Origin of the sequence: Pseudomonas protegens, assembly GCF_003732485.1 — a bacterium.
GTDB lineage: Bacteria > Pseudomonadota > Gammaproteobacteria > Pseudomonadales > Pseudomonadaceae > Aquipseudomonas > Aquipseudomonas protegens_B.
Window position 1 is genome coordinate 400,134 of the sequence record NZ_MOAK01000081.1, and the last position, 25,990, is coordinate 426,123.

Consider the following 25,990-nt stretch of genomic DNA (forward strand, 5'->3'; position numbering starts at 1 on the left):
GTTCTTCTCTCGGATGAATGCAAAAAGATCAATGACGATGCTGGCGAGTCACCCCGGCATCGAATTGCGCGACCACCTGTTGCCAACCGGTGGCGGCCAGCGTCGTGTCGCTGAGATCGAAAGGCACGGTGACGGACGGGGCACGATTGAGCCAGATATCCACCTTGGTCTGATCCTTGGTATCCAGGCGCATCAGAAAGGAACCGGCCACTTGCGGGTTCTGGCTCAGGCCCAGGTAGGCCTGATCCTGCAATTGCCAGGCATGGCCACCACGGCTCACCGAGCTGGCGTCCTGGGCGAAGGGGGCGAAGCCTTCCTCGGCCAGTTGCGCCGGGCTCGGCAGCGTCTGGCTTTCGGCCTGCAGCAGGTGGATTTCATCGAGGGTCACCCGCAGGTCGGCGTAGATGCCTTGTTCGCCGGCACTCAGGTCGCGGCGGGCGTCGAGCTGGTGGCTGGCGACGCTGGCGGTTTCGACTTTTTCGCCGCGCCACAGCACCACAGTGGCGGCCACACTCAGAATCAGCGCGCACAACAACAGTACATAGAGGGTTTCGTGGCCGGCGCCGGCGGGGCGCACGACCTGGGTGGTGGCAGGAGTCATGGGGCCTCGATATCCGCTTGGTCGATCTCGACCACGTGGCCGGGGCCCGCATCGAAGAGCACGTAGAACTCGCTGGAGGGCTTCTTGAAGGTCAGGGTCGAATCGGCCCCCAGCTTGCCCGGCACCAGGATGGTTTCGTCGTAGCCGATCACGTCCAGGGTCACCCCCGGAGCGCCGCTGCCATCGGAAAAACCACCGGTGCAGCGAATCTGGTCGGCGTCGATGGCCTTGCATTCGCACATCGGGTTGTGGGCCAGGGCGCTGTGGCTGAAGGCGCCGCCCAGCAGCAACAGGGCAACGGCGCCGAGGCGCCGGGTGGATACTGCGCGAATCATCATTTGCCTCCTTGTTTTTCGAGCCAGGCCACGGTGGCGGGCGAAGCCTGACTCAGGGGAATGGATGCCTGGTGCATGCTGCCGTCCCAGCCTTCCATGGTGATCCACAGCTCAGCGTCGACTTTGGTCTTTTCCGGGACGGGCAGGCTGGCCCCCATGCGATACGGGCTGCCGAAGAAGATCACCCCGGCGGCCCGCAGGCTGCGGGGTTTGCCGATGCGCAGGTAGGTGGCCTTGACCGGTTCGATGCAGGCCTGGCACAGGGCGGCGTTGAAGCTTTTCACGTAACCGGCGGGGCCATCGCTGCGCGGCGCTTCGTTGCGCATCTCGGCCAGGCGCAGGCTCCAGGGGCCGACCTGGATTTCACCGATCTCCCGTTCACCCAGGCCGCTTTCACCCCGAAACAATGCGACGTCGGCGAAGTACTTGGGCATGAAGCCCAGGGGAATCAGCAACAGCAGGATGTTCAGGTGAAAGCGCCATTTGTGCCAAAGCCGGCTCAGGTTCGAAGGCGCGGTGGCGGTGCTGGTCTGGCTCACAGGGTGCTCTCCGAGGTTTTGGCGCTCATGGCCGGGGCGGGTGCCTGGGCGGGTTTGCTGGCGGGGCGCGCACGGGCGGCCTTTTCTTCGCGCTTGAGGGCGTTGGCGGTGGCCAGGGCGGTGCGTTTGGTCCAGATCAACAGGCCGCTGAGGACCATCATGCTCAGCACCAGGCCGAAGAAGAACCAGATCAGCTTGATCCAGAGGCCGCCGAAGTCGCCGGTGTGCAGCGGGCGCATGGACTCGGTGACGAACTCCAGGGTGTTGCGGTCGCTCAGCAGGTGCGAGGTGTCCAGGGAGCCGGTGTAGGGGTTGATGTTGGCGGTCTGGTACATCAGCGGGTACCAGCCACGACCGCCCACGTACAGGTGGCTGTAGGCATTGCTTGGCAGGCTGACGAAGCTGATGTCGAAACCGGGGATCTTCTGGGTGGCGATGCCGATGGCCTGGTCCAGGCCGATCATCGGTGCCGGGCTGCCGTCAGTGGTGGTCGGCACCTGCTCCCGGGCAATGACCGGGACAATGGGTTGGCTGGAAATGCTGACGTGGTTGTCGGCGAGGACCGCCTCGATCAGGAACCAGGTGCCGGTGATCGAAATCACCGTGATAAACCAGATGGACCAGATGCCGCTCAGGCGGTGGAAGTCGCCCCAGAAGATCCGTGCCCCATGGCGCAGGCGCAGGGTCGGCTTGAGAAAGCCCTTCCAGAATTTCTTGTAGACCACCAGTCCGGTGATCAACGAAATCAGCATCGGCAGGCCCAGGAACGACACCAGGTACCAGCCCCAGCTATAGCCGTTGGTGAAGGGCACCAGCCACCAGCCATGCAGAGCCCGGGTGAAACCCTGGAAATCGAACTCTGGGCTGGTGCCCTGGATTGCCCCGGTGTAGGGGTTGACGTACAGCGTCGGGGAACGGCCGTCCGGGTAGCTGACGCTGACACTCAGGGCGAAATGGCTTTCGTCCGGGGTCACGATGGTATCGATGCGGGTGCTGGGTTCGGCCTGCTTGATGGCCGCCACGATCTGGTCGTAATTGAGCGGCTGCGCATCATCGCTGGGTTTGCTGGCACGGATATCCGGATTGGCCAGCCACACGATCTCCTGGCTGACCACCGCCAGGGTGCCGGTAACGCAGACGATCAGCACAAAGAACCAGATGGGCAGGGCCAGCCAGCTGTGCACCAGAAACCAGATTTTTGAACGGGACTTCTTCGACATGGAGTGGGCGTCTTGATTCGAGGAATGGAGCGGCACTGGAACCCTGGGCCGGGCCTGGCGCAAAAGTACCGGGCATAGCCTTGGCCAACGCGGCCTGCTGCATCTAATTAAGACGAATGAGAATCGTAAATCCCGAAAGGCGATATGAAAGTAAATGTTACGAAGCCAAGGAAGCCCCGTAAAAATGGGGTTTTTCCTAGGCTTGCGGTTTGTGCATCAGGGGCGGCTGACCGGTGTAGGAGCTGGCTTGCCAGCGAAGGGGACCGTGAGATCGCCTTCGCCGGCAAGCCGGCTCCTACAAGAGGAGGGCCGTGAGAGGGGCTTCGCCGGCTGGGCGTCAGGGCGGGTCAGTGGGGCTGTTGCTGGAACATTTCCTGCGCGCGGCGGCTGATTTCCTCGGGACTCAAGTCTTCCTTGCGGCTGGCCAGAAACCAGACATGTCCGAAAGGGTCTCGCAGGCTGGCACTGCGATCGCCATAGAACTGGTCCTTGAGCGCCGACACTTCGGTGCCGCCGGCGGCCAATGCCCGGGCGAAGCTGCTATCGACATCCTCGACATACAGATGCAGCCCAACCGAGGTCTTGTGGGTGTCCGGGCTGTCCATCGGGGTTTCTTCGCAGGGGCTGCCGAGCATGATGGCCGAGCCGCCGATGCGCAGTTCGGCATGGCCGACGCTGCCGTCGGGCATGTCCAGACGCATGGTTTCCACCGCGCCGAAGGCCTGTTTGTAGAACTCGATGGCCTCGGCGGCGCGCTTGATGCCCAGGTACGGAGTGACGCCGCTGAAGCCTTCGGGAATGGGTTTGACGCTCATCTGGGTTTCTCCTTGATGTTGTTTTTGGAAACGGGTCCGTCGCCGGATCGAGCCGCTTTCACTCTATACCCGGGAACCTTCGGTACCGGTGTGGGCCGACGAGGTGTCGTCCAGGCAACAGCAAGGCACTGTTGGTCCAGCAACAGCCATCCAGCAATTTGTCCGGCGGCCTGCTGGGCAAACGTCAGCGATGACCTGTAAGCCCTTGAACTCAAAGGCCAGATCTTTCGGCACAGAAGCTGCAGTGACGGGGTAGAACCTTCATTCGCCCGAGAGCGCTGTATGTCTTCATTGCCTGAATCTGCCTTTTATCCCCTGCATACCCCGGCCGCCCATGTGATCGGTGATGGCGCCGAAGCGTTGATCGTGGCCCGGCGCGTGGCTGCCGTCCTGCTGGAGCAGGATGCCGAGCGCGACCGCACTCGTGAGGTGCCGTCGCAGGTGGTCGACCTCTATTCCAACAGTGGCCTGTGGGGCATCAGCGTGCCCCGGGAATATGGCGGTGCCCAGGTGTCCTACGCGGTGCTGGCCGAGGTGATCGCCATCATTTCCGCCGCCGATCCGTCCCTGGGGCAGATCCCGCAGAATCACTACTGCCTGCTGGAAGACATCCGCCTGCAAGGCACCCCGGAGCAGCAGGCGCATTTTTTTGCCCTGGCCCTGCAAGGCCACCGTTTTGCCAATGCGCTGTCGGAAACCGGCGGCAAGAACGTTCAGGACATTCAGGCCAGCATCCGTCGCTCAGGTGATGGTTATGTGATCAACGGCCGCAAGGGTTACTGCACCGGTTCGCTGTATGCCCACTGGCTGGCGGTGCTGGCTCTGGACGAGCAGGGCCGCGGGCAACTGGCCTTTGTGCCCCGGGGCAGCGAGGGACTGGTAGTGATCGATGACTGGGACAGCATCGGCCAGCGCACCACGTCCAGCGGCACGGTGCTGGCGCAAAACCTGCTGGTGCCGGCCTTCAACCTGTTCCCCACCTATCGTTCCTATGAAAGCCCGACCCTGGCCGGGCCCTTCGCCCAGCTGACCACGGCGGCCATCGACGCCGGCATCGCCCGGGCGGCGCTACGGGACACCATCGCCTTTGTTCGTCAGCACGCCCGGCCGTGGATCGACGCCGGGGTGGAAAAGGCCAGTGAAGATCCACTGACCATCATCCAGGTGGGGGCCCTGGAGATCCGCCTGGAGGCCGCCGAAGCCCTGTTGGAACGGGCCGGCCTGGCCCTGGACGCGGCGCGTCCGGCACCCGATGAAGACAGTGTCGCCCTGGCTTCCCTGGCGGTGGCCAAGGCCAAGGTGCTGACCACCGAGATCGCCATCGAGGCCAGCAACAAGCTGTTCGAGTTGGGCGGCACCCGCTCGACCCTCAAGCGCCACAACTTTGACCGCCACTGGCGCAATGCCCGGGTGCACACCCTGCACGACCCGGTGCGCTGGAAGTACCACGTGGTGGGCAACTGGCTGCTCAACGACATCAAGCCACCGCGCCACGACTGGTCCTGACGCCATGGCCGAGTGGTTCAAGAACATTTATTGGGCCGATATCGCCCAGGCCTGTCTCGACACCCTGAGCATGCTCGGTGCGGCCCTGGGCTTTACCGTGCTATTGGGGCTGCCGCTGGGGGTGCTGTTGTTTCTCACCGGCAAGCGCCAGTTGCATGAAGCCCAGGGCATCTATCGAGTGCTGTCGGTGCTGGTCAACGTGCTGCGTTCGTTGCCCTTCATCATCCTGCTGATCGTGCTGATTCCCCTGACCACGCTGCTGGTGGGCACCTCCCTCGGGGTGCCGGGCACCATCCCGCCGCTGGTGGTGGGCTGTACGCCGTTCTTTGCCCGGCTGGTGGAAACCGCCCTGAGGGAGGTGGACCGTGGAGTGGTGGAGGCGACCCAGGCCATGGGCGGCAGCACCTGGCAGATCATCCGCCACACGTTGTTGCCCGAAGCCCGAGGCGGCCTGCTGGCAGCGGTAACGGTGACCGCCATCGTCCTGGTGGACTACACCGCCATGGCCGGGGTGATCGGCGGTGGCGGGCTGGGGGACCTGGCGATTCGCTACGGCTACCAGCGTTTCCAGACCGACGTGATGCTGGTTACCGTGGTCCTGTTGCTGGTGCTGGTGCAGGCCCTGCAGATGACCGGCGATCGCCTGGTGGCGCGCTACAGCCGACGTTGAAGCGATTTCTTTGAACCCAACCCGAAACACGGCCCCACGTGCGCCCCACGACGGCTGCCTGCCTCTTCCTTAGGAGCAACCCATGAAGAAAACCCTGGCCGTATTGGCCGCCGTACTGTCCCTGAGCGTCAACGCCAACGAAAAGCTGCTGGTGGGCGCGACCCCGGTGCCCCACGCCGAGATCCTCGAGTTCGTCAAACCGCAACTGGCCAAGGAAGGCGTGGACCTGCAGATCAAGGTGTTCACCGACTTCATCCAGCCCAACCAGCAACTGGCGCTGAAGAACCTCGACGCCAACTACTACCAGTACCGGCCGTTCCTCGATGACTTCAACAAGACCCGGCACACCGACCTGGTGCCGGTGGTGGGGGTACACATCGAGCCCTTCGGTGCGTATTCCACCCGGATCAAGCACATTGCCGAGCTCAAGGACGGCGCCACGGTGTCGATTCCCAACGACCCGGTGAACACCGGTCGTGCCCTGGTGCTGCTGCATGAGGCGGGGCTGATCAAGCTCAAGGACCCGAGCAACACCCTGGCCACCCCGCGTGACATCGTCGACAACCCCAAGCACCTGAAGATCCGTGAACTGGAAGGCGCCTTGCTGGCCCGCTCGGTGAGCCAGGTGGACCTGGCGTTCGTGTTCGCCAACTACGCCCTGGAAGCCGGGATCGACACCAACAGCGCCTTGATCGTAGAGAAGGGCAAGGACCTGTACATCGAGTTTCTGGTGGCCCGCCCGGACAACCTCAACGACCCGCGGATTCAGAAACTGGCCAAGGCCCTGAACTCCGACGCAGTGCGCCAATTCATCCTGACCCGCTACAAAGGCCAGATCGCCCCCGGCTTCTGAGCATCTGCCCCATCCCCGGCCGTAGGAGCTGGCTTGCCAGCGAAGGGACCCGCGAGATCGCTTTCGCCGGCAAGCCGGCTCCTACAGGCGAGGCGGATAGGTAGGCGCTGGCTTGCCAGCGAAGAGGCCGAGAGATCGCTTTCGCCGGCAAGCCGGCTCCTACTGGGGAGGCGGATTGTAGGAGCTGGCTTGCCAGCGAAGAGGCCCGCGAGATCGCCTTCGCCGGCAATCCGGCTCCCACAGGGCGAGGCGGGTCAGGTGCGCTGTTGCGCCCGCTCCCGGTACTCCTGCTGGGTGTCGTCCAGTTGCACTTCCTTGAGCGGCACGGCCCCTACGGCCAGGGCTTTCTCGATGCTCAGGTCGTCGCCCTGGGCGGCCAGCAGGGCTTGCAGTCGCTGGAATTCGCCGCACCAGAGGGTCTCGATGTCTTTGTCGCGCTGGGTGTCGCGCTGGGCGCTGAGGGCGACCGCACGTACTTGCAGCCGGCCGTTGTCGGCCGTGCCTCCAACCTCCACGCCATACCCCGGAGTGGCGCTCTTGCGCAGCACCACTCGACCGTCCTTGGCCCAGGCGGTGGCCATGCCCTCGCGAACTTCGTAGCCCAGGCTGGCCAGGCCTTCGAGTACCGCCTGGCGACGGGCCAGGGCAGCGCGTTGTTGCAGCTCGGCTTCGATCAGTGTGTTGAAGCGGGCAATCAGCTCATCCACTGGCGCCATATTGGCCAGGCTGCATTGTCCGGCCTGGACCAGCTCTTGCTCGACAGCCGTGGGACATAGGAGCGCGACTTCATTGGCCAGCTCCTGGAGAAGAACCAGGCGCGCACGGCGTTCATGGCTGTCGCGGGTGGCCTGGGCCAGTTCCAGCACCAGGCTGTCCAGCAGCAGGTTGCGCTGTTGCTCGCGGGTTTCGGCGTCTATCTGGCGCAACTTGGCCAGATAGGGTTCGGCACTGGCCTGATCATCGAGGGTCAGCAACTGGGCAATGTGCTGCTCGATGCGTTCCAGCCTGGGTTCCTTTTGTTCATGGGCGGCGCGCCATTGCGCCAGGGTCTGGGTAGCGCTTTCGCCCTGCAGGCGCCCGGCCAGTTGCTGCTGTGCCTCGCTCAGGCCCTGTTCTTCGGCTGTGGCACCGAGGCTGGCGAAACCCTGGGCGAGAATCGACTCGACAGCCGCCACGGGCTGTCCGTCGGCAAGCGCCTGCAACTGTTGCAGCAGTTGGGTTGGCAGCGCTTTGCCTTGCAGCGCGCCCAGCAGAGTGGTGGCGTTTTCCCGCTGGCGGCGGGCCAGTTGGCGCTGTTGCGTGGCCTGCTGCACCGCGCGGTTTTCCCGCTGTTGCAGATCGTCCTTGAGGTACTGGATTTCGATCGGCACCTGTTTCTGCAGATCCAGCAGGCGATCGGCCTCGATCAATTGGTGCAACTGTTTGAACCGCTCGTGGGTGGCGGCCCGTTCCTGTTCGGTCAGTTGCCCCAGGCGTTGTGCCTGCTCTTCCCAGCGGGCAATAGCTTGCTCCAGGCGCCGCAGGTGGCCGGCGCAGATTTCCAGGATTTCTTCGCGGGTGACGATACGCACCACTTTCGGGCCGCTCATGGGGTTTGCTCCGTGTCAGCCAGGGCTTGGGGTTGCGTCTGTGATGCGCTGCCGGCCAGCGGCTGCAAGGCCTGCTCGATGGCGGCCTGCAGGCGAGCGCGTTCGCTTTGCGGGTCGTGGTACCAGGCCTGCGACGAGACCCGATGCAGATGGGGAATGGCCCGGCGCAGTACCGATGGCCGCCAGATTTCCCGGGAGCGGGCGCGGGTCAGCAGCCCATGGCGCGGGGTGTCGCATTCGATGCCCAGGGCATAGAGCCCGGTATCGGGATGCTCGATGGCAAAGTCCAGGCCAAAGGCATCCCCTTCGTTGGCGCTGACCGGGCTCCAGCCCAGGGTGCGGATGAACGCCGCCACCGCCTGGGTGAAACCGTCGCTGTGGGCGTTGTGCTGGACCTTTGCATCCTGGCGCTCGGTGACCAGGCGCCCCAGCAGGTTGTGGCCGCTGGCGAACTCACCGGCCGACAGGGCTCGGGCGTACTCCAGGTAGCCTTGCAGGTAGTCTCGCGGGCTGGCGGGTGGGCGCTGGGTGGTGAGCATGTCGGAGATATCGGCAATCGGCATCGAGGTGATCATCACCACTTTGCGCCGGGCCCGGGTCACCGCCACATTGAGCCGGCGTTCACCGCCGGTTTGTCCCAGGACCCCGAAGTTGCGCCGGAAACTGCCCTGGCTGTTACGCCCGAAGGTCGAGGAGAACACGATGATGTCGCGCTCATCGCCCTGGACGTTCTCGACGTTCTTGACGAACACCGACATGTCCTCGCCGTCCTCGCTGCGTTCGCGCTCCTGGCTGTAGGCCGCACGAAACGCCGGGTCCTGCTCGGCGCGCAGCTCCAGGCGCTCCTCGATCAGGTCGGCCTGCTTGCGGTTGAAGGTCACCACGCCCACCGAGGGCCGTTCGGCGTAGGGCGCTTGCCAGAGCTCGGCCAGGTAGTCGACCACCCGTTCGGCCTCGTCGGGGTTGACCTGCTGCTGATAGACGCCGTCCACGCGGATCAGCTCCAGCGGCTTGATGGCGAGGATATTGGCCTGGGGATGGCGTACCGGGATGCTCAGGCGGTTGCCGTAGAACGATGCGTTGGAGAAACCGATCAGCTCGCGGTAGGCCGAGCGGTAGTGGATCTGCAGGGTGGTGGAGGGTAGCGAGCTGCGAGCCAGTTGCAGCAGATCCGGGCAGTCCTTGATTTCGCGGCGGTTCCAGGTGTCTTCGAAGGCTTCCCGTTGTTCCTCGTCGGCATCGGCGTCCGGCTGGTCGCCATCGAAGAGTTCGGCCTCGTCGCTTTCCACCCGGCTGGAGAAGAAGGCGGTGGGCGGCATCTGCTTCTCGTCGCCGCTGACCACCGTGACCCGACCCCGGTACAGGGTCGGCAGGGCGAACTCCACCGGCATCTGCGAGGCCTCGTCGTAGATCACGATATCGAACAGCCCGGGCTTGAGCGGCAGCACCCGGCTGGCCACGTCCGGGTTCATCAGCCACACCGGTCGCAGGCTCATCAGCCCCAGTCCCGCGCCCATCTCCATGAACTCGCGCAGCCTGCGCGAACGCCGTCCGGTGAGGCGGGTGACGTCTTCCCATTGTTTGCGGGTGCCCAGGCGCGACAGCTCGATGCCTTCACTGAGCAGTTGGCGGTTGAGGCTGCGCATCTGGGTGTCGGCTTCCCCGAGGCTGGCGATCTTCGCCGCGGTTTCACTGTGCTCCAGCATCAGTTCGGGTTGGCGTTGTTCGATCTGGCGTTTCCAGCCCAGCCGCGCTTCACGGTTGAGCATGCGCCGGACCACAGCTTCCAGTTGCTCGGCGGGAATCTCGTCGAGCGTTGCTTGGTAGTCCCGCAGTACCCCCAGCAACTCCAGGTCTGCCGGCGCCAGCTGGCCGGCCCGGGCGCGGAACGCCTGGTAGGCGCTCAGGGTCGGCAAGGCTTCGCGCAGGCGATTGAGAGGCAACTGATTGCTTTGGTTGAGCTCCACGCGCTGGCGCAGTTGGCCCAGCAGCTCCGGTTGCAGCCACTGATTCAGGCGTTGCAGGGCATTCAGGCTGTCCTGGCGCACGCTGTGGCGGATAAAGGCCGCGTCATAACCGGCCAGCAGGCTGTCCAGTGATCGCCGCTCACCGGTCAGTATCACGGCGTCCAGTTGCTGGACCTGGGGCGCTTGCGCCAGCGCCGCGGCTAGAGTGCGCATTTCGTCCAGTTGCCCCAGGTCCTGGCGTACCTGCGGCAGCAGGCCCGGACCACAGTCGTTGGGGATATCTGCAAGGCTCAGTTGCTGATGCAGTTGCTGCAACTGCGCGCGCAATGGGCGCCACTGGCTTTCCAGCAGGGCCGCCGCCAGCAGTTCCGGCAGGCGCTGCGGTTCGGCCGGGGCGCCCTGTTCGGCGAGGAAGGCCAACAGCTTGCGCTGGCGGATCAGGCGCAGCGGGTTGAGGCGTGCCAGCCAGGAGCGACCCTGGATCACGGCGCGGGCGCGTTGCTGCAGAGTGCGCAGCTGGGCCGCGGGCAGGGCGCTGAGGCCCGGCGCCAGGCTGTCCTGGTGGGCCGCCGTGTCGCATTGCTCCAGTTGTTGGCGCAGGGCCTGCAGCGCCAGGATCAGCCCATCGCCTTGCGCTGCTTGGCCGTTATTGCCACGGAACAGGGGGAGCCAGCGCGCCAGCCGTTGGCGGCGCTCATCGTCCAGGCCCAGCAGGCTGTGCAGGTGCTGCTCGAGCCAGGCGCGGTAGGGCGCCGGGTCGTCGACTTCGAAGTCGGCCGGGTGCGCCTGCAGGGTTTCCAGGCGCAGCTCCTCGCCGCTCAACAGGCGCTCAAAGCCCTGGTTGAACGCTTGCAGGGTGGCTGCGTCAGTGGGGAAGGCCTGGAGTTGGGCCAGGGCGCTGTGTTCATAGCGGGCCGGCAGCCACAGGCGGATCAGCGGCGCACAGGCTTCTTCCAGGCGCGTCAGGTCGGCGATGTCCAGGGCGGCCAGGTGCTGGCGCAAGACCGGAACATCCAGTGGCGCAGGCCCCTGTTCCAGGCCGATCAGTTCGCCGATCAACTGGCGGTAGCTCAAGCCACAGTGTTCATCGATGCGGTGCAGGCTCTGGTGGAAGCGATCCAGGTCGCCCTCCAGGGCTTCGATCCGCGCCGCCAGGCGTTCGCGCTGGTGCAGCCAGGGTTGCTGGGCGGCATCGCTCTTGAACAGGGCTTCGAGCTGTTCGCGGACACTGCGGATCACCGGTTCACGGTCGCGGTTGATGTCGTTGAGCATCACCACCCGGTTGCCCAGGCCCTCGGCCACCAGGCGCTTGTGTACCACTTCCAGGGCGGCGTGCTTCTGGCAGACGATCAGCAGGCTGCGCTGGCGACCGATGGCATCGGCCACCATGTTAACGATGGTCTGGCTCTTGCCGGTGCCGGGCGGGCCCTCCACCAGTAACCCGGGGGCCTGGCGGGCCTGGAGCACCGCGGCTTCCTGGGAAGGGTCGCTGGCCACGGTAAAGAAGCGCTGCAGTTCAGGCGGGAGCGGGGTGGCCTGGCTGTCGCTGCTGTCTGGTTCCGTCGGACTCAGGCGCAGGGCGGTTTCCAGGCCGGTGCCGCCGGGAGGCAGGGCCTTGAGCTGGCGCAGGTCCTCGCCAATGGCCTGGCCCATGAAGGCCACATGGAACAGCACGGCGGCACAGGCCAGTTGATCCTGGTAGGGCTGCACTTCGGTGCTCGGCGGCGGCAGGCTGCCGAGCACTCGGGAGCTGGCTGTGGCCAGCATGCCGAAGGCGTCCATGACGTCGGCGGCCTTGAGCGCCGAGCGCCCCAGCAGTTCGTCGGCGGCCTTGCGCCAGAGCTTGGCGGCATCAATGCCCAGCAAGGTGTCGAGCCCCGGGTTGAGGCGCACCTCTTCACGCTCGCTGTCGAAGACCAGGGCCACCTTGCCGCGGCTGCCGACTTCCAGCAGCAGCTTGACCGGCCACAGCAGCAAGGGTGCGATGCGGGTGCGGGTGGTGCCCCGCGGGTCCCGGGTCAGAAGGAAGGGGAAGCCCAGGTACAGGCCATCGATCCCGGTGTCGCGTTTGTACAGCGAGCTCTGGCGGTACAGGCTGTTGAGCCGCGCATCCAACTGCGGGTTCTCGGCGAAGCACGCCGGGTCGAGGGTGATGGGCTGGGCGTTGCGCGCGATCAGGTGATCCAGTAGCGCCGGGGCCGGGCTGCGCTCGCTGTGCAATTCGTTGAGGTCGACCCGGGCGGTGGTCTTGCCGATGCTCATGCGCACCAGCGGGCCGCGTAGCACCACGCTGGCGACCTTTTTCTCGAAGAAGTCGAGGATCTGCGAAACGTAATGCTGCTTTTGCGGTTCCAGCCACTGCTCGGCGCCGATGGCCAGCAGCACCAGGGCCTTGGCCAGGGGCATGCGCCGTTCCAGGCGAAATTGCTCGGCCCACTCATCGATGCTCGGCACGCCACAGCGGGCGAAGCCGCTGATGCGTTCGTCGATTTCACGGTACAAGGCCGGGCGCGGCAGCCCCAGCAGTGCGCGGGCGCTATCGGCATCGAAGCTCAGGACCACGGCCTCGCGGGCCAGGGTGGTGGCCTCCTCCAGGATGGCGTCCACCGAGCGGAACTGACCGATGGCGGCACTGAGCAGCACGATCAGGTCTTCTTCGCTGATGGAGCGGCGGTCCGCCAGGGACAGGATGCCGTTGTGCTCGCTGTCCGGCAGCAGGCGCTGGCGTTCTTCCCACTGTGCGGCCAGACGGGCGCGGGAGCTGGAGAGCAGGTAGATGCGCAGTTGCTCCTCGTCCAGTTCGATGGCCTGGTGCTGGGCGCGCTGGCGTACCTGTTCGGCCCGCAGCTTGAGCCGCGACAGCCAGTGCTCGGTCTCCAGGCGTTCCAGCAGGTCCGGGGCCGGGCCGCTGATCAAGCGGTAACCGTCCAGGGGATGCTCCAGCAACCAGCCGGGGGTGACGATCTCGCCGCGCTGGATCAGGGGCATTTCCGGGTTCAGCAGTTTCAAGGCGAGCATCAGCCGGGTGTCATCGTCCAGCCCTTCGTGCTGGGCCACCTGGCGCAGGCCCGCCAGCTGCCGTGCGGGCAAACCGGCCTGTTCGGCCCAGGTGACGATCACCCCACGCAACAGGTGATCCAGGGCCTGGGGCCAGTGCTCGACCTCGGCGGCCGCCAGGGCGAACGGCCCCGGCCGGCGAAAGCGCCGGCTGCCCAGGGCGATGCTGGCGCCTTCGTCGGCGTCCTCTTCGCTGGCGACCGAGTCCGGTACGCTGGGGCTTTCGCCCTGGAGCCAGGCCTGCACCTGGGGCCATTGCCAGCGCTGGTGACGGTCCCGGGCCAGCAGGCCGCGCAGCAGCAGCTCCAGGCGCGGGTCGAGGTCGTCCGGCAGCATTACGCCATTGGCCAGGATGTGAATCAGGTAGGCGTTGGCATTGATGCCGGCGAAGCACTCACCCTGGGTCAACTGTTCCAGCAGGATCATCCCCAGGCTCCACCAGTCGGAGGCGGCGGCCACGCCTCCGGCGATGGCTTCGGGGGCCATGTAGCGGCTGGTTTCCAGAGGCGAGACGATGTCCAGGTCGAACTCCGACAGCCGCGCCGAACCGAAGCCGCTGATCACCAGGTCCAGGGGCTCACGGCTGCGCACCAGCAAGGTCGCGGGACGCAGGTCGCGGTGGCGCAGGCCGGCTTCGCTGAAGGCATGCAGGGCCTGGCCCAGTTCACTGACGATGTGCTGCACCGCGGCCCTGTCGCTGACCACGATCCCCAGATCGGCCAGGGTGCCGCCGGTGAGTTCCTCGGCCACTTCGAAGGCGCGCTCGTCCCAACGGCCAGTGTGGATGATCTCCGGCACGTGTTCCCGGGGCAGGCGCTTGAGGGCTTCGTACACCGAGGGATCGGGTTCGGCGCCGGCCTGGTAGAGGGTCAGTACCGCCTGGTGGGCGGTTTCACGGTGCTCGGCGATAAAGCGCTCGCGCACGCCGCCGCTGCTGATCTGCCGCAACAGGCGCCAGCCGTCGATCACGGTTTCACTGTCGGCGGCTGGGGGCGCGGCGGGTGGCTGTTGCTCCGGGGCGAGCGGATCGGCGCCGCAGACCAGGCACATCAAGTCGCCGTCCGCCATGGCATGACCGTTGCCGCAGAGCAGGGGGGAGCCGCTGTCCGCCGCGACCGGGGGCTGCGGCTCAAGCGCTTCGAGGGTGATGACCGGCTGTGGGCGCCAGCCTTCGGGATGAATCGCTTCGGCGGAGAGTTCCCAGCCGCAGGCCCGGTTGTCGACCCGCCCTTCGCAGAAGATTTCGGCCAGTGAGCGTTCAGTCTGGCAATTGGGGCAAAAACGTATCATCGGTAGCGGTTCCGGTTAACGGCGGCGTGAGGTGTGGGCGCTGATCTGGAGTTGGTGGCCCTGGTCGTGCAGCAGGTCGCGCAGACGCAGCACGTCGTCACGCCGAGGGATTCCAGCCATCCAGACACTGCCGTTGTCGTCGAACATCACATCCAGCGCGCGGTCCTCGCGGTGCAGCGGGCGCTGGTAGGCGGACAGACGCTGGCGGCCCAGCTCGGTCAAGAGGATCAGGCGCTGGTTGTCGCTGCCCCGTAGGACCAGCGTTTGCGCCTGTTGTTGCTCGAAGGGGTCGCAGATCAGTGCATCCAGCAGGCCTTCGGCTTGTTCAAGCAGCGGTTGCAGGGTTTCCAGGGAGTGCCCGCTGTAGACCAGGATGTCGACCTGGGTGCGTTCGCGCAGGGCTCTAAGCAGGGCCAGTAGCGCCTCGGGCTGGTCGAAGGGCTCGCCACCGGACAGGGTGATGCCTTCGGCCCGGGCCAGCCAGGGTTGCAGGTCGTGCAGCACCTGGCTCAACGGCAATGGCTGCTTGCCCGGCCCCCAGGTGTCCGCGGAAATGCAGCCTTCACAACGGATGCTGCAGCCTTGGAACCACAGGCCCAGGCGCTGTCCCGGCCCCAGGGTGGTGACCGGGAAGTGCACCCGCGACAGGCTGATGTTCACGAGGCGCGGGCAAGCAGTTGCAGGCCGCCGGCCTGCAGTTGGCGGATTTCGAAGGATTGGCCGGGCTGGGCATCCTGGTCGAACAGGGCCCGGGCCAGGGGGTTGAGCAGGTGCGCCTCCAACTGGTTGCGAATGCCCCGGCCGCCGTTGGACAGGTCCTGCAGGCACAGCTGGCGCAGGTTGTTCAGGGACGGGTCATCGAGTTGCACATGCAGTGCCTGGGCCGCCAGGTCGGCGAGGATGTTGCCGACCATCTGCTGGAAGATCTGCTCGGCGATGTCCGGGCGGATGAAGTCGAAGACAATGATGTTCTCGCCGATCCGGTTGAGGATTTCCGGACGGTTGAGCACCAGTTTGAAATAACGTTCGATCTCGCCCTGGACCTTGCCCTGCACGGCCTCGAAGGCTTCGCCGGGCTGGACGTTGGCGACTCGCTCGCCGTTGTCGCCCTGGCGGTAGATGCCCAGGTTCGAGGTGAAGACGATCAGCGCTTCGGAGAAGTACACGCGATCGCCGCGACCGGAGGTGAGCACGCCGTCGTCGAGGATCTGCAGGAACTTGTCGAGGATCCGTGGGTGAGCCTTCTCGATCTCGTCGAACAGCACCACGCTGAAAGGCTTTTCGCGGATCGCGTTGGTCAGTTCGCCGCCCACGTCGTAGCCGACATAGCCGGGCGGTGCGCCGACCAGGCGCTGGTCGGCGTGTTCGGCGCTGAATTCCGACATATCGAAGCGGATGTAAGCGCTTTCATCACCAAACAGCAGGCTGGTGATGGTCTTGGCCAGTTCGGTCTTGCCGACCCCGGTGGGCCCGGCCAGAAAGGCCACGCCACGGGGGCGATTGCCCTTGCGGCTGGCGCCGACCCCGGTCATGGCGCGCTTGACGATATCCAGCATGTGGGTCACCGCGTGGGCCTGGCCCTTGACCCGCTGGCGGATGAAGTCGTCGGCCTGGCGAATGCGCTGGCGGTCGATCTTCAGCCAGGGGTCTTCGGTGACGCCGACTTTATAGCGGCGCACCGCGTCGCCAATGCGCTCCATGGCCAGGCCTTCGACCCGGGCCAGTTGGACGATCGCGTTGAGGTCGAGCAGCAGCAGGCCTTCGGTATTCTCAACGAAGGCTCGCACCGCGTTGTCGCGGCTTTCTTCGCTAGCCTCCTGGGCGCCGGGCAGGCCTCGCAACAGCGCCGGTGCCAGGGCCTGGCGGGCCTGCTGGTCGGGTTTCGATACGGGAATCGGGCGCAGGCGCGGGTTGTCGATCAGCATCCAGTCGGGCAGGTCGCCTTCCTTTTCCACCACCCAGAGGATGCTGTTGAAGAACGGCGTGCGCTGCTCCCCGGCCGGGCGGCTGCGGGCCTGGTGGGACAGCACCAGGGCCTGGGTGAACAGTTGGTGCTCGGCGGCGCTCAGGGCGTCATTGCGGATCACCAGGCGTGATGCAAAGTCGACAATCAGGGCCAGGGGGGCGCCTTGGCGCTCCACCAGGCGCGGCAAGGTGGCCGCCAGTAGATCGAGGCCGGCCGGCGCCGCTCCTTCCACCGGGGTCAGGCCCAGCTCGCGCAGCAGGTTGTCGGCCTGGGCCGGTTCGCTGCCCGGAGGCAGCAGCACGCGCAGGCCGCCAAGGGGGTCCCAGCTCAGCACCTGGGCATAGCCCACCGCCAGCAGTTCGTCGCGCAGATTGAGGTTGAAGGGCTGGGGGGTAATGACCCCGGGGGCCACCTCACTGGCTTGCAGGTCGCGGACGTTGCCGGACAGTACGAACTGGCTTTTCAGGGGCAGAAAGCGCAGCAGATCGCGCAGCCAGCGTGGCTTTTCGAAGGAGGCAGTCCTTGGCATGGAAGCGGAGCTCGTCGTAGGAAGCAGGACGCGACATTAGCATAGGGACGTTTTTACTTACGATGCTCCACAGGTTTTCTTACCTGTCAGCGCTGAGTGGGAATCTGGCTTGCGAGGGAAGATGCCGGTGAGATCGCCTTCGCCGGCAAGCCGGCTCCTACGGGTATGAAGGCGATGTGGCTGTAGGAGCTGGCTTGCCAGCGAAAAAGCCCGTGAGATCGCCTTCGCCGGCAAGCCGGCTCCTACGGGTACGAAGGCGATGTGGCTGTAGGAGCTGGCTTGCCAGCGAAGAGGCCCGAGAGTCAGCCTTGGCCGGCAAGCCGGTTCCGGCGAGGGAAGCCGACTACGGGCTGTCGGCGGCGGCGTCGGGCTCCAGCAGGCGGGCGCCCGGGCCGGCGTCTCCCAGGACATCTCCATAGTTGCGCAGCGGACACCCTTCCATGGACAGGCAGCCACAGCCAATGCACTGGTTCAGCCGCTCGCGCAGCAGGCTCAGTTGGCGGATGCGTTCGTCCAGTTCGCGGCTCCACTGTTCCGAAAGGCGCTGCCAGTCTGCGGCAGTGGGGGCGCGGTCGGCGGGCAGGGTGGCCAGGGCCTGGCCAATCTCCGAAAGGGGAATGCCCAGGCGCTGGGCCACCTTGATCAGGGACACGCGACGCAGCACCGAGCGCGGGTAGCGCCGTTGGTTGCCCGCGTTGCGATTGCTCTTGATCAGCCCCTTGGTTTCGTAGAAATGCAAGGCGGTCACGGCCACGCCGCTGCGCGCCGACAGTTGGCCAACCGTCAGTTCTTTGTGGAGGGCGTCGGGTTCGATCATTAAAGGGCACCAGGATGAAAAACAGGCTTGACCTTGACTTAACTAGAGGTATTACCCTGCAGCGCATTCAATCGCAAGATTCTGTCCGACCGCCGTAGGGAGCAGTTCATGGCCGCATTTGAGAGAAACCGCAGCTTTACCCAATTGATCCAGTTCGAGATCGAACCGCACCAGCAGGAGGCCCTGGTGTCGGCCTTGTCCGCGCAGACCGAGCGCCTGGCCCAGGGCTATGGCGGCTTTCTCAGTGCCAGCGTGCAGGCCAGCGACGACGGTCGGCGGGTGCTCAATTACCTGCAATGGCAATCCCGGGAAGCCGGCGAGGCGGCCTTCGAGAGTTTCGAGAGCGGCGAGCAGGATTTCTGGCAATTGATCCTGGCCCATCAGGCCAGGACCGTGACCTTCGGCTCGTTCCAGGTGCTGAGCAGTATTGCCCGCAGCCAGGACAATGCCTTGCACTGCAACCTGCTCTAGATCGACAGCTGCAGGGTGCGTTCGCTGTGGGCGCCCACCGGGCGCCGCTTGTTGACCGCCAGTTCGCCGATCTTGATCAGCCGGGTGCGGGTGACGTTGCGGCTCAGGCCCAGCAGGTTGGCGGTGTGTACCTGGTTGTAGTGGCTGAAGCGGTAGGCCGCGCGCAGCAGAGCGTCCTCGACCTTTTCATGCAAGGCGCCGGCCTGCTCGGCGAAGAGTTTCTGGAAGGCGCGGTCCAGCAGCGCCTCGGCGGAGTCGTCGTGGCTGGGATGGCTGTCGTCGGCACGTTCGATGCGCATGTTCGACAGGCGCAGGTCATCGCGCTCGATCACGCCGTTGCGGCAGATCAACAGGGTGTGGTGGATGACGTTTTCCAGTTCGCGGATGTTGCCCGGCCAGCTGTAGCTCTTGAGTTTGTGTTCGGCCTCTTTGCTGATGCTGATGCTGCCGTAACCCAGACGCTGGCTGTAGGCCTCGATGAAATGCCGGGTCAGGGGCAGGATGTCGCCGGGGCGTTCGCGCAGCGGACTCAGCTCCAGGCTGACCACGTCCAGGCGGTAATACAGGTCCTCGCGAAAGTGCCCGGCATTGATGGCCTTTTCCAGTTGCACGTTGGTGGCGGCCAGGACCCGCACGTCGATGGGAATGCTTTTGCGCGAGCCCAGGCGTACCACTTCACGTTCCTGCAGTACCCGCAGCAGCTTGACCTGGATGGCCATGGGCAAATCGCCGATCTCGTCGAGGAACAGGGTGCCGCCGTCGGCCTCCTCGAACCAGCCGGCCTTGGCGCTGAGGGCGCCGGTAAAGGCGCCTTTTTCATGGCCGAACAGTTCGGCCTCTACCAGGGATTCGGAGAAGGCGCCGCAGTTCACCGCCACGAACGGCCGGTTGCGCCGGGCGCTGAGGTTGTGGATGTGGCGTGCCACCAGTTCCTTGCCGGTCCCGGTTTCACCGATGATCAGCACGCTGGCTTCACTGGGTGCCACCTGTTGCAGGTGCGCCAGCAGGGCCTGGGATTTCGGGTCCTCGAACACCTGGGCGGTGGCGCGGATCGAGGTCGCCAGGGCGGGCGAAGGCGGTAGGGTCAGAAGCTGCATCGGCACTCTCCGTGAACAATAAGGCTAGGAGTAGAAAGTCGGGGTCGGCAGGGACTGGTTCAGTGCCCAGTCACCCAGTTCGTGGAGCTTGTAATCCAGCGGGTCGTGCAGGGTCTGGGTGCGCAGGTTGCGCCAATGGCGGTCCAGGCGCAGGGAGGCGTGGGTCGAGCGCGCACCGGTGACTTCGAACAGGCGACTGCACAGCTCCAGGCCCTGGCGGCTGGCGGCAACCTTGGCGGTAGCGATGGCGGTGGCCAGGTGTCCGCGCTCCTCGGCGCTGAGGCCGGGGCCTTTGGCCCACGCCTGGTCCAGCAGCCCGGCGGCCCGCTCCACCAGTAGGCGGATGCCTTCCAGGGCCACCCAGAATTCGCCGTAGTGGCTGAGGATGTAAGGGTCCTGGCGCACATCCTGGGCGCTGGACTTATGCCAGACCCGAGTCTCGCTCAGGGTGTATTGCCGGGCTTCCTCGAAGGCGCCTTCGGCAATGCCGAGGAACATGTGGGTGAAGGTCAGTTGGGCGATCAAAGGGCGCAGGCAGGCGAACGGGGTGCTCAGCGGACCCGGGTCCAGCAGCAGTTCCGACTCTTCCACCCTGACCCGTTCAAAGGTGGCGCTGCCGCTGTCGGTCTGGCGCTGGCCCATGTTGTTCCAGTCGTTGTGCAGGGTGATGCCGCTGCGACCGCTGGGGATGGCGGCGATCAGCAATTTGCCGCCGTTGCTTTCATCCACCGCCGAGGCGATGAGCATTTCCGAATCGCTGGCCCCGGAGCAGAAGCTCTTCTTGCCGGAAAACTCGCGCCAGCCGCCGAGGTTCCTGACCAGGGTGCGGGTGTCCAACGGGTTGAGGGCGTTGCCCCAGAACCAGTTCTTGCGCGCGGTCTGTTCAAACCAGGGTTGCCATTGCTCAGGTTTGGCGAACAGGCGCACGGTGGCCAGCATCAAGTGATGGAAGCCAAAGACGTGGGCGATGGAGCTGTCGACCCTGGCGAACTCGCGGACGATGTTCAGGGTTTCGCTCCAGGGGGCACCGAGTCCGCCGAACTGGGTGGGAATGCTCAGGGCCAGCAGGCCGCTGTGGCGCAGGGCATCACGTTCGGCCTTGGGGGTGCCGCCACGTTCATCGCGCTCGACGGCGGTGAGGGCAAACTCGGCGGCCAGTTGGCGAGCGGTCTGCAAGGGGGACAACAGGGCGCTTTGCGGTTTGGCAGTCACGCGGTGTTCCTCGTTCGTGGCCGTTGTGGCAGCCGGGAAAAGGTGCTGCGAGCTGTAGGCGCTGGCTTGCCAGCGAAGAGGGCCGGAAGATCGCCTTCGCCGGCAAGCCGGCTCCTACAGCGACAGGGGTTCAGGAGCGATTGGGCAACACGTCGTTGGCGATCATTTCGCCGAACGGCCCGGTCAGGTTGGTGACGCCGCGGCCGGCCAGGCTGGCATAGGGTTCCGGTAGCAGTGGGAATACCAGTTCGGCGAAGCGATAGGCCTCTTCCAGATGCGGGTAGCCGGAGAAGATAAAGCTCTCGATGCCCAGGTCCGCATATTCCTTGATGCGCTCCGCAACCTGTTGCGGGTTGCCCACCAGGGCGGTGCCGGCACCGCCACGCACCAGGCCGACCCCGGCCCAGAGGTTGGGGGCGATCTGCAACTGATCACGGCGACCGCCGTGCAAGGCGGCCATGCGCCGCTGACCTTCGGAGTCGAAGCGCGAGAAGGATTGCTGGGCGGCGGCGATGGTTTCGTCACTGATGTGTTCGATCAGTTTGTCCGCGGCTTTCCAGGCTTCGTCCTCGGTTTCGCGGACGATCACGTGCAGGCGAATGCCGAACTTCAGGGTGCGGCCCTTGCGCGCGGCGCGTTCGCGCACGTCGGCCAGCTTTTGGGCCACCGCCGCAGGAGGCTCGCCCCAGGTCAGGTAGACATCCACCTGATCGGCGGCCAATTCGTGGGCGGCCTCGGAGGAGCCGCCGAAGTACAGCGGGGGATAGGGTTTCTGCACCGGTGGATACAGGGCCTTGGCGTTCTGCACATGCAGGTGCTTGCCCTCGAAGTCCACGGCTTCGCCTTGCAGCACCCGGCGCCAGATCTGCAGGAATTCGTCAGTCACTTCGTAGCGTTCGCTGTGGCTGAGGAAGCTGCCGTCGCCACGGTTTTCGTCCGGGTCGCCACCGGTGACCACATTGATCAGCAGGCGGCCGTTGGACAGTCGGTCCAGGGTTGCGGCCATGCGCGCGGAAACAGTGGGGGAGATGATCCCCGGACGAATCGCCACCAGATAGCGCAGGCGCTCGGTCAGCGGCACCAGGGCCGAGGCGATGACCCAGGAGTCTTCGCAGGAGCGCCCGGTGGGAATCAGCACGCCGTGGTAGCCCAGGCTGTCCGCAGCCTGGGCCACTTGCTTGAGGTAGTTGAGGGTGACCGGGCGGGCGCCCTGGGCAGTGCCCAGGAAGTGGCCGTCGCCGTGGGTCGGAAGAAACCAGAACACATCCATGACAGGTCCTTAAGCGATTTTCAGCAGGTTTTTCGGGTGGGCGCCAAACAGCGGCGCGGCCCGTTCGGCGGCCAGCTGGATGCGGGCTTTCAACAGTTCGCTGGTGATCTGGTAATGGCTGAAGTCGGCTTCGGTGGCGTACACGCCAATCGGCAGGGTCAGGGCCTGGAAGAAACTGAACAGCGGACGCAACTGGTGATCCAGCACCAGGGCGTGGCGTTCGCTGCCTCCGGTTGCGGCCAGCAGCACCGGGGTATCGATCAGGGCGTTCAGGTCGATGAGGTCGAACAGGTGCTTGAGTAGCCCGGGGTAGGAGCCGCGATAGACCGGGGCGGCAACGATCAACAGGTCGGCGTTTTCGATGGCCTGGAGCTCGGCCTCGACCTCGGCCGGCAGTTCCTGGCGCGACAGGGCTGCGCCTAGCGGACGGGCAATATCGCCCAGTTCAATGAGGTGGCTGTTGATTGGCAGGTGCCCGGACAGTTCGTCCAGCAGGGCCTGGGTCAGCACCAGGGTGCGGGACGGGCGCCAGGTTCCACCGGAGAGGGCAACGACGTTCAAGGGACGGGACATGATCGGTTCCTTTTTAAACAGTGGCTCTGCGAGCAATGGCAGGTGTCCTGGATCGGGAGCAAGAGCTGTACCAACCCGTAGAAGCCTTGTATTACGGGGCTTGTGGGTGATCCGGAGCAGATTGGCTGCTGTTGCGCAGGCACTGTTTTGTTGATCGACTGTTGCCTGGCGAACAGTTGCCGGGGCAACAGTTGGGCAACGCAATGCCGTTGTTATAAAGGCTTGTTGTTATTCCTCAAAAGAGCTTGTTTCCATATTTATAGGTCTTTATGGAATATAAGCCGCGACTGCCAAGACCTTGGAACAGTCGATAGCGACTATCGAGCTGGATGATTTTTGCCGGTGCCTGGGCGGGAGTAGCCTTTGTTCATTGTTCGCAACCCGCTCCAGGTGCTCGCCATGAAGGCTTCCTCCGTTGTTCTGTCGATGTTGGTTTTTAGTGTGCTGGCCGGCTGTGCCAGCCCGGGCACTCCTGAGCTGCGTCCCTACACGGCCGAGGAAACCCGCGAACTGGCACTGGAAGCCTTGAGTCGCCGCGGCCTGTCGTTCGATGAATACCAGCAGAAAAAGGCCGAGCTGCTTGGCCGTCCCGCGGCGTTCGATAGCCAGGGCGAGATGAGCGCCCAACGCAATATCAATCGGCACCATCCGGCCAGTTGATAAAAACTGTACTGGTTGAAGTTTTGCGCAACTGTCCGTGGGTTTCAGACAGGCCCTGAGTTAGGGTCGAAGCCTGATCGACCTTGTCCAGGACCTTGTATTCATGACCCTTTCCGTTGACCTGCTGTTGGCGTTCGCCCTGTTTGCCTTGGTCACTTCCATCACGCCCGGCCCTAACAACACCCTGTTGCTGGCCTCGGGGGTGAACTTCGGCTTCAACCGTTCCATTCCTCATATCCTGGGCATCAGCTGCGGTTTTTTCGTTCTGGTGCTGGCGGTTGGTCTGGGCCTGGGGGCGGTGTTCGAGGCCTATCCGTTGCTGTACAGCGTGCTGCGATATGTCGGAGCGGCGTACCTGCTGTACCTGGCGTGGAAGATCGCCCGTTCCGGGCCCCTGTCCGAGGAGCAACAGGGCCAGGGGCAACCTTTGGGGTATTGGGGGGCTGCGGCGTTTCAGTGGGTCAATCCCAAGGCTTGGGTGATGGCGGTGGGGGCTATCAGCACGTACACCCCGTTGCAGGGCTACTTCACCAATGTGCTGGTGATCGCGGCGGTGTTCGCCTTGATCAATGCTCCTACGGTCAGCCTTTGGGCCGCGTGCGGCAGCCTGTTGCGCAATGTGCTGCGCAATCCTCGCTGGCTGCGCCTGTTCAATCTGGGAATGGCCGGATTGCTGGTGATTTCCCTGGCGCCCTTGCTGCTGGAAAACATCAGTTAAGTGGCGCTTCAACGCGTTGCCCCGAGCCTGTTAAGCTGCGTCCCAGGAGCGTTCCTACGCACTTTTAAACGAAGTGGTTCTTCTTTAACTGCATCCGATCGCGTATTGCTGAGTGCCTGCTTTGACGCGCCGTTCTTGTACGGCGCGTTTGTGCGTCATCTTCTCTGAGCCAATGCCGATCCTGGAACAAGCTCTGCGGGTCTTCAGTCATGAACAAACGTCCTCTTTATTTCGACTACGCCGCCACCACGCCGGTGGATGAGCGGGTCATCCAGGTGATGCTGGAGTGTCTGGGTTTTAACGCCAATTTCGGCAACCCGGCGTCCAGTTCCCATGCTTTTGGCCAGGAGGCGCGGCGCAGTGTCGAACGCGCCCGGCAGCAAGTCGCCCAGTTGGTGGGGGCGCAGCCGGAGCAAATTGTCTGGACCTCCGGGGCCACCGAGTCCAACAACCTGGCGCTCAAGGGCGTGATGCAGGCCCGGGGCCTGAGCGGTGGGCACATCATCACCAGCCAGATCGAACACAAGGCGGTGCTCGACACCGCCCGCCAGCTGCAGGAAGCCGGCGTGGCAGTGACCTATCTGGTGCCGGATGCGGACGGGTTGATCACGGCCCAGGCGGTCAGTGAAGCCTTGCGCGACGACACTTTTCTGGTGTCGTTGATGCTGGTCAACAACGAACTGGGCACCCTCAACGACATCCCGGCGATTAGCCAGGTGGTGCGTGCGCGAGGCGCGCTGCTGCATGTGGACGCGGCCCAGGGAGCCGGCAAGGTGGCCATCGATCTTGAGCACTGGCCGGTGGATCTGATGTCGTTCTCTGCCCACAAGTTGTATGGCCCCAAGGGCATTGGCGCGCTGTATGTCGGGCCGCGGGCGCAGCAGCGGCTGCTGGCGCAGATTCATGGTGGCGGTCACGAAGGCGGATTGCGCTCCGGGACCCTGGCCACCCACCAGATCGCCGCCATGGGCGCGGCCTTTGCCCTGGCGGGTGAGCTGTTCGAGGAAGAAACCGCGGCCATCGTCCGTCTGCGCCAGCGTTTGCTGGAGCAACTGGCGGGCATCGCCGGCCTGCGCTTGAATGGCAGTGCCGGCCAGCGCATTCCCCATACCTTGAGCCTGACTTTCAGCGAGGGGGGCTTCGATTCTGCTGCACTGAGTGCGTCCCTGGCGTTTTCCGCGACCTCGGCCTGCAACTCGGCGAGCAATGCGCCTTCCCATGTACTGCTGGCCCTGGGGCACGATGCGTCGCAGGCCGCTCGCACCATTCGCTTGAGCCTCGGGCGTTTCACCACCGAAGAGGATGTGGATCGCGCCGCACAGTTGATCAAGGCGTCATGCGCCACCGCTCCGGCGTTCTGGGCCGGAGCCCAGTCTTGAGGGTCGAGTGATCTCGACCTTCCATAACAATGAATAAGCCGGTTAAGGAGACACAATGAGTACCCAGCCTTCGACCCAGGGAGTGGTCCCCCAGCGCTTGGCGCACGTCCGTCAGTTGATGAGCCGCGAGGGCATTCATGCCTTGCTGGTGCCGTCTGCCGACCCGCATCTGTCGGAATACCTGCCGGGTTACTGGCAGGGACGTCAGTGGCTGTCGGGCTTCCATGGCTCGGTGGGCACGCTGATCGTGACCGCGGATTTCGCCGGGGTCTGGGCCGACAGCCGTTACTGGGAACAGGCCAGCAAGGAGCTCAAGGGCAGTGGTATCGAACTGGTGAAGTTGCAGCCGGGCCAGCCCGGCCCCCTGGACTGGCTAGCGGAGCAGACTCCGCAAGGCGCGGTGGTGGCGGTGGATGGCGCGGTGATGGCTGTGGCCTCGGCCCGCACCTTGGGCGCCAAGTTGCAGGAACGTGGGGCTCGTCTGCGGACCGACATCGATCTGCTTCAGGAGGTGTGGAGTGATCGTCCCGCGTTGCCGGATCAGCCGGTCTATCAACACTTGCCGCCACAGGCGACGCAGAGCCGGGTGGAGAAGCTCGGCAAGCTGCGGGAAACCCTGAAGGAGCGGGGCGCGGATTGGCATTTCATTGCCACCCTCGACGATATCGCCTGGCTGTTCAACCTGCGGGGGGCGGATGTTTCGTTCAACCCGGTGTTTGTGTCCTTCGCCCTGATCAGCCAGCAGCAGGCCACTTTGTTCGTGGCCTTGAGCAAGGTCGATGACCAGCTGCGTGGGGTGCTGGAGGCGGACGGCGTGAGCCTGCGGGACTATTCGGAAGTGGCGGCGGCGCTGCAG

22 protein-coding genes are annotated in these 25,990 nt (G+C 64.9%); 8 read left to right on the plus strand and 14 right to left on the minus strand.

All coding sequences use genetic code 11. The features are described from left to right. Nucleotides 1-28 precede the first annotated feature (28 nt). The 5 genes from BLX41_RS25635 to BLX41_RS25655 form a co-directional block, all read right to left on the minus strand. The gene (locus tag BLX41_RS25635) at nt 29-601 is read right to left on the minus strand and encodes a DUF6162 family protein (RefSeq protein ID WP_123727131.1); all 573 of its coding nucleotides are present in this window, start codon (nt 599-601) and stop codon (nt 29-31) included. After that, the gene (locus tag BLX41_RS25640; protein WP_123727132.1) at nt 598-936 is read right to left on the minus strand and encodes a hypothetical protein; all 339 of its coding nucleotides are present in this window, start codon (nt 934-936) and stop codon (nt 598-600) included. The genes BLX41_RS25635 and BLX41_RS25640 overlap by 4 nt, the downstream gene beginning before the upstream one ends. Further along, nucleotides 936-1,475 (minus strand): thiamine pyrophosphate-binding protein, encoded by a 540-nt coding sequence (locus BLX41_RS25645; protein WP_123727133.1) that lies wholly within the window; start codon nt 1,473-1,475, stop codon nt 936-938. The genes BLX41_RS25640 and BLX41_RS25645 overlap by 1 nt, the downstream gene beginning before the upstream one ends. After that, complete coding sequence (locus BLX41_RS25650; RefSeq protein WP_123727134.1) at nt 1,472-2,695, minus strand: PepSY-associated TM helix domain-containing protein; 1,224 nt, start codon at nt 2,693-2,695, stop codon at nt 1,472-1,474. The genes BLX41_RS25645 and BLX41_RS25650 overlap by 4 nt, the downstream gene beginning before the upstream one ends. 347 nt (nt 2,696-3,042) lie before the next feature. Then, nucleotides 3,043-3,510, minus strand: a complete 468-nt coding sequence (locus tag BLX41_RS25655; RefSeq protein ID WP_123727135.1) for a VOC family protein — start codon at nt 3,508-3,510, stop codon at nt 3,043-3,045. Between the two features lie 282 nt (nt 3,511-3,792). Here BLX41_RS25655 and BLX41_RS25660 point away from each other — a divergent pair, with 282 nt between their 5' ends. The 3 genes from BLX41_RS25660 to BLX41_RS25670 all read left to right on the plus strand — a co-directional run bounded on the left by BLX41_RS25660 (nt 3,793) and on the right by BLX41_RS25670 (nt 6,539). Further along, nucleotides 3,793-5,016: an SfnB family sulfur acquisition oxidoreductase gene (locus BLX41_RS25660; protein ID WP_123727136.1), complete on the plus strand. Its 1,224-nt coding sequence runs from the start codon at nt 3,793-3,795 to the stop codon at nt 5,014-5,016. Nucleotides 5,017-5,020: 4 nt separating this feature from the next. Continuing rightward, nucleotides 5,021-5,686: a methionine ABC transporter permease gene (locus tag BLX41_RS25665; protein ID WP_123727137.1), complete on the plus strand. Its 666-nt coding sequence runs from the start codon at nt 5,021-5,023 to the stop codon at nt 5,684-5,686. A gap of 82 nt (nt 5,687-5,768) precedes the next feature. Next, on the plus strand, nt 5,769-6,539 hold the full coding sequence (locus BLX41_RS25670) for a MetQ/NlpA family ABC transporter substrate-binding protein (protein WP_123727138.1): 771 nt from the start codon (nt 5,769-5,771) through the stop codon (nt 6,537-6,539). Between the two features lie 254 nt (nt 6,540-6,793). On the opposite strand, the gene BLX41_RS25675 is transcribed toward BLX41_RS25670, so the two are convergent. From BLX41_RS25675 to soxR, 5 genes are all read right to left on the minus strand, one after another. Beyond that, nucleotides 6,794-8,128, minus strand: a complete 1,335-nt coding sequence (locus BLX41_RS25675) for a coiled-coil domain-containing protein (protein ID WP_123727139.1) — start codon at nt 8,126-8,128, stop codon at nt 6,794-6,796. Beyond that, nucleotides 8,125-14,442, minus strand: a complete 6,318-nt coding sequence (locus tag BLX41_RS25680; RefSeq protein WP_123727140.1) for an AAA domain-containing protein — start codon at nt 14,440-14,442, stop codon at nt 8,125-8,127. Before BLX41_RS25680 ends, BLX41_RS25675 begins: the two co-directional genes overlap by 4 nt. 15 nt (nt 14,443-14,457) lie before the next feature. After that, nucleotides 14,458-15,102, minus strand: a complete 645-nt coding sequence (locus tag BLX41_RS25685) for a 4Fe-4S cluster-binding domain-containing protein (protein WP_123727141.1) — start codon at nt 15,100-15,102, stop codon at nt 14,458-14,460. Further along, the gene (locus BLX41_RS25690; protein ID WP_123727142.1) at nt 15,099-16,937 is read right to left on the minus strand and encodes an AAA family ATPase; all 1,839 of its coding nucleotides are present in this window, start codon (nt 16,935-16,937) and stop codon (nt 15,099-15,101) included. Before BLX41_RS25690 ends, BLX41_RS25685 begins: the two co-directional genes overlap by 4 nt. Nucleotides 16,938-17,280: 343 nt before the next feature. Further along, entirely contained in the window at nt 17,281-17,754 is a 474-nt protein-coding gene (soxR, locus tag BLX41_RS25695; protein ID WP_123727143.1) for a redox-sensitive transcriptional activator SoxR, read from the minus strand. Nucleotides 17,755-17,862: 108 nt separating this feature from the next. On the opposite strand from soxR, the gene BLX41_RS25700 reads away from it, so the two are divergent. Beyond that, nucleotides 17,863-18,225 carry an antibiotic biosynthesis monooxygenase gene (locus BLX41_RS25700; RefSeq protein WP_123727144.1) on the plus strand — a complete coding sequence of 121 codons (363 nt, stop codon included), beginning with the start codon at nt 17,863-17,865 and terminating at the stop codon, nt 18,223-18,225. Here BLX41_RS25700 and BLX41_RS25705 read toward each other — a convergent pair. From BLX41_RS25705 to msuE, 4 genes are all read right to left on the minus strand, one after another. Further along, the gene (locus BLX41_RS25705) at nt 18,222-19,322 is read right to left on the minus strand and encodes a sigma-54 interaction domain-containing protein (RefSeq protein ID WP_123727145.1); all 1,101 of its coding nucleotides are present in this window, start codon (nt 19,320-19,322) and stop codon (nt 18,222-18,224) included. The genes BLX41_RS25700 and BLX41_RS25705 overlap by 4 nt on opposite strands. 24 nt (nt 19,323-19,346) lie before the next feature. Beyond that, entirely contained in the window at nt 19,347-20,534 is a 1,188-nt protein-coding gene (locus tag BLX41_RS25710; protein ID WP_123727146.1) for an acyl-CoA dehydrogenase family protein, read from the minus strand. Nucleotides 20,535-20,664: 130 nt separating this feature from the next. Next, entirely contained in the window at nt 20,665-21,804 is a 1,140-nt protein-coding gene (ssuD, locus tag BLX41_RS25715) for an FMNH2-dependent alkanesulfonate monooxygenase (protein ID WP_123727147.1), read from the minus strand. A 9-nt stretch (nt 21,805-21,813) separates the two neighbouring features. Then, complete coding sequence (msuE, locus tag BLX41_RS25720; protein WP_102860977.1) at nt 21,814-22,377, minus strand: FMN reductase; 564 nt, start codon at nt 22,375-22,377, stop codon at nt 21,814-21,816. A 399-nt stretch (nt 22,378-22,776) separates the two neighbouring features. Between msuE and BLX41_RS25725 the strand changes: the two genes are divergently transcribed. The 4 genes from BLX41_RS25725 to BLX41_RS36235 form a co-directional block, all read left to right on the plus strand. Beyond that, nucleotides 22,777-23,037 (plus strand): hypothetical protein, encoded by a 261-nt coding sequence (locus tag BLX41_RS25725; RefSeq protein ID WP_123727166.1) that lies wholly within the window; start codon nt 22,777-22,779, stop codon nt 23,035-23,037. Nucleotides 23,038-23,140: 103 nt separating this feature from the next. After that, a complete protein-coding gene (locus tag BLX41_RS25730) occupies nt 23,141-23,755 on the plus strand; it encodes a LysE family translocator (RefSeq protein ID WP_123727148.1) in 615 nt (204 codons plus the stop codon). A 209-nt stretch (nt 23,756-23,964) separates the two neighbouring features. Continuing rightward, nucleotides 23,965-25,134, plus strand: a complete 1,170-nt coding sequence (locus tag BLX41_RS25735; protein ID WP_123727149.1) for a cysteine desulfurase family protein — start codon at nt 23,965-23,967, stop codon at nt 25,132-25,134. Nucleotides 25,135-25,189: 55 nt separating this feature from the next. Further along, on the plus strand, nt 25,190-25,990 hold an 801-nt coding region (locus BLX41_RS36235), incomplete at its 3' end, for an aminopeptidase P family N-terminal domain-containing protein (protein ID WP_259745170.1).

Coding starts and splice junctions, on each gene's coding strand:
- BLX41_RS25635 (WP_123727131.1), bottom strand. CDS start 601: ATGACTCCTGCCACCACCCAGGTCGTGCGCCCCGCCGGCGCCGGCCAC.
- BLX41_RS25640 (WP_123727132.1), bottom strand. CDS start 936: ATGATTCGCGCAGTATCCACCCGGCGCCTCGGCGCCGTTGCCCTGTTG.
- BLX41_RS25650 (WP_123727134.1), bottom strand. CDS start 2,695: ATGTCGAAGAAGTCCCGTTCAAAAATCTGGTTTCTGGTGCACAGCTGG.
- BLX41_RS25655 (WP_123727135.1), bottom strand. CDS start 3,510: ATGAGCGTCAAACCCATTCCCGAAGGCTTCAGCGGCGTCACTCCGTAC.
- BLX41_RS25660 (WP_123727136.1), top strand. CDS start 3,793: ATGTCTTCATTGCCTGAATCTGCCTTTTATCCCCTGCATACCCCGGCC.
- BLX41_RS25665 (WP_123727137.1), top strand. CDS start 5,021: ATGGCCGAGTGGTTCAAGAACATTTATTGGGCCGATATCGCCCAGGCC.
- BLX41_RS25670 (WP_123727138.1), top strand. CDS start 5,769: ATGAAGAAAACCCTGGCCGTATTGGCCGCCGTACTGTCCCTGAGCGTC.
- BLX41_RS25675 (WP_123727139.1), bottom strand. CDS start 8,128: ATGAGCGGCCCGAAAGTGGTGCGTATCGTCACCCGCGAAGAAATCCTG.
- BLX41_RS25680 (WP_123727140.1), bottom strand. CDS start 14,442: ATGATACGTTTTTGCCCCAATTGCCAGACTGAACGCTCACTGGCCGAA.
- BLX41_RS25690 (WP_123727142.1), bottom strand. CDS start 16,937: ATGCCAAGGACTGCCTCCTTCGAAAAGCCACGCTGGCTGCGCGATCTG.
- soxR (WP_123727143.1), bottom strand. CDS start 17,754: ATGATCGAACCCGACGCCCTCCACAAAGAACTGACGGTTGGCCAACTG.
- BLX41_RS25700 (WP_123727144.1), top strand. CDS start 17,863: ATGGCCGCATTTGAGAGAAACCGCAGCTTTACCCAATTGATCCAGTTC.
- BLX41_RS25705 (WP_123727145.1), bottom strand. CDS start 19,322: ATGCAGCTTCTGACCCTACCGCCTTCGCCCGCCCTGGCGACCTCGATC.
- ssuD (WP_123727147.1), bottom strand. CDS start 21,804: ATGGATGTGTTCTGGTTTCTTCCGACCCACGGCGACGGCCACTTCCTG.
- msuE (WP_102860977.1), bottom strand. CDS start 22,377: ATGTCCCGTCCCTTGAACGTCGTTGCCCTCTCCGGTGGAACCTGGCGC.
- BLX41_RS25725 (WP_123727166.1), top strand. CDS start 22,777: ATGAAGGCTTCCTCCGTTGTTCTGTCGATGTTGGTTTTTAGTGTGCTG.
- BLX41_RS25730 (WP_123727148.1), top strand. CDS start 23,141: ATGACCCTTTCCGTTGACCTGCTGTTGGCGTTCGCCCTGTTTGCCTTG.
- BLX41_RS25735 (WP_123727149.1), top strand. CDS start 23,965: ATGAACAAACGTCCTCTTTATTTCGACTACGCCGCCACCACGCCGGTG.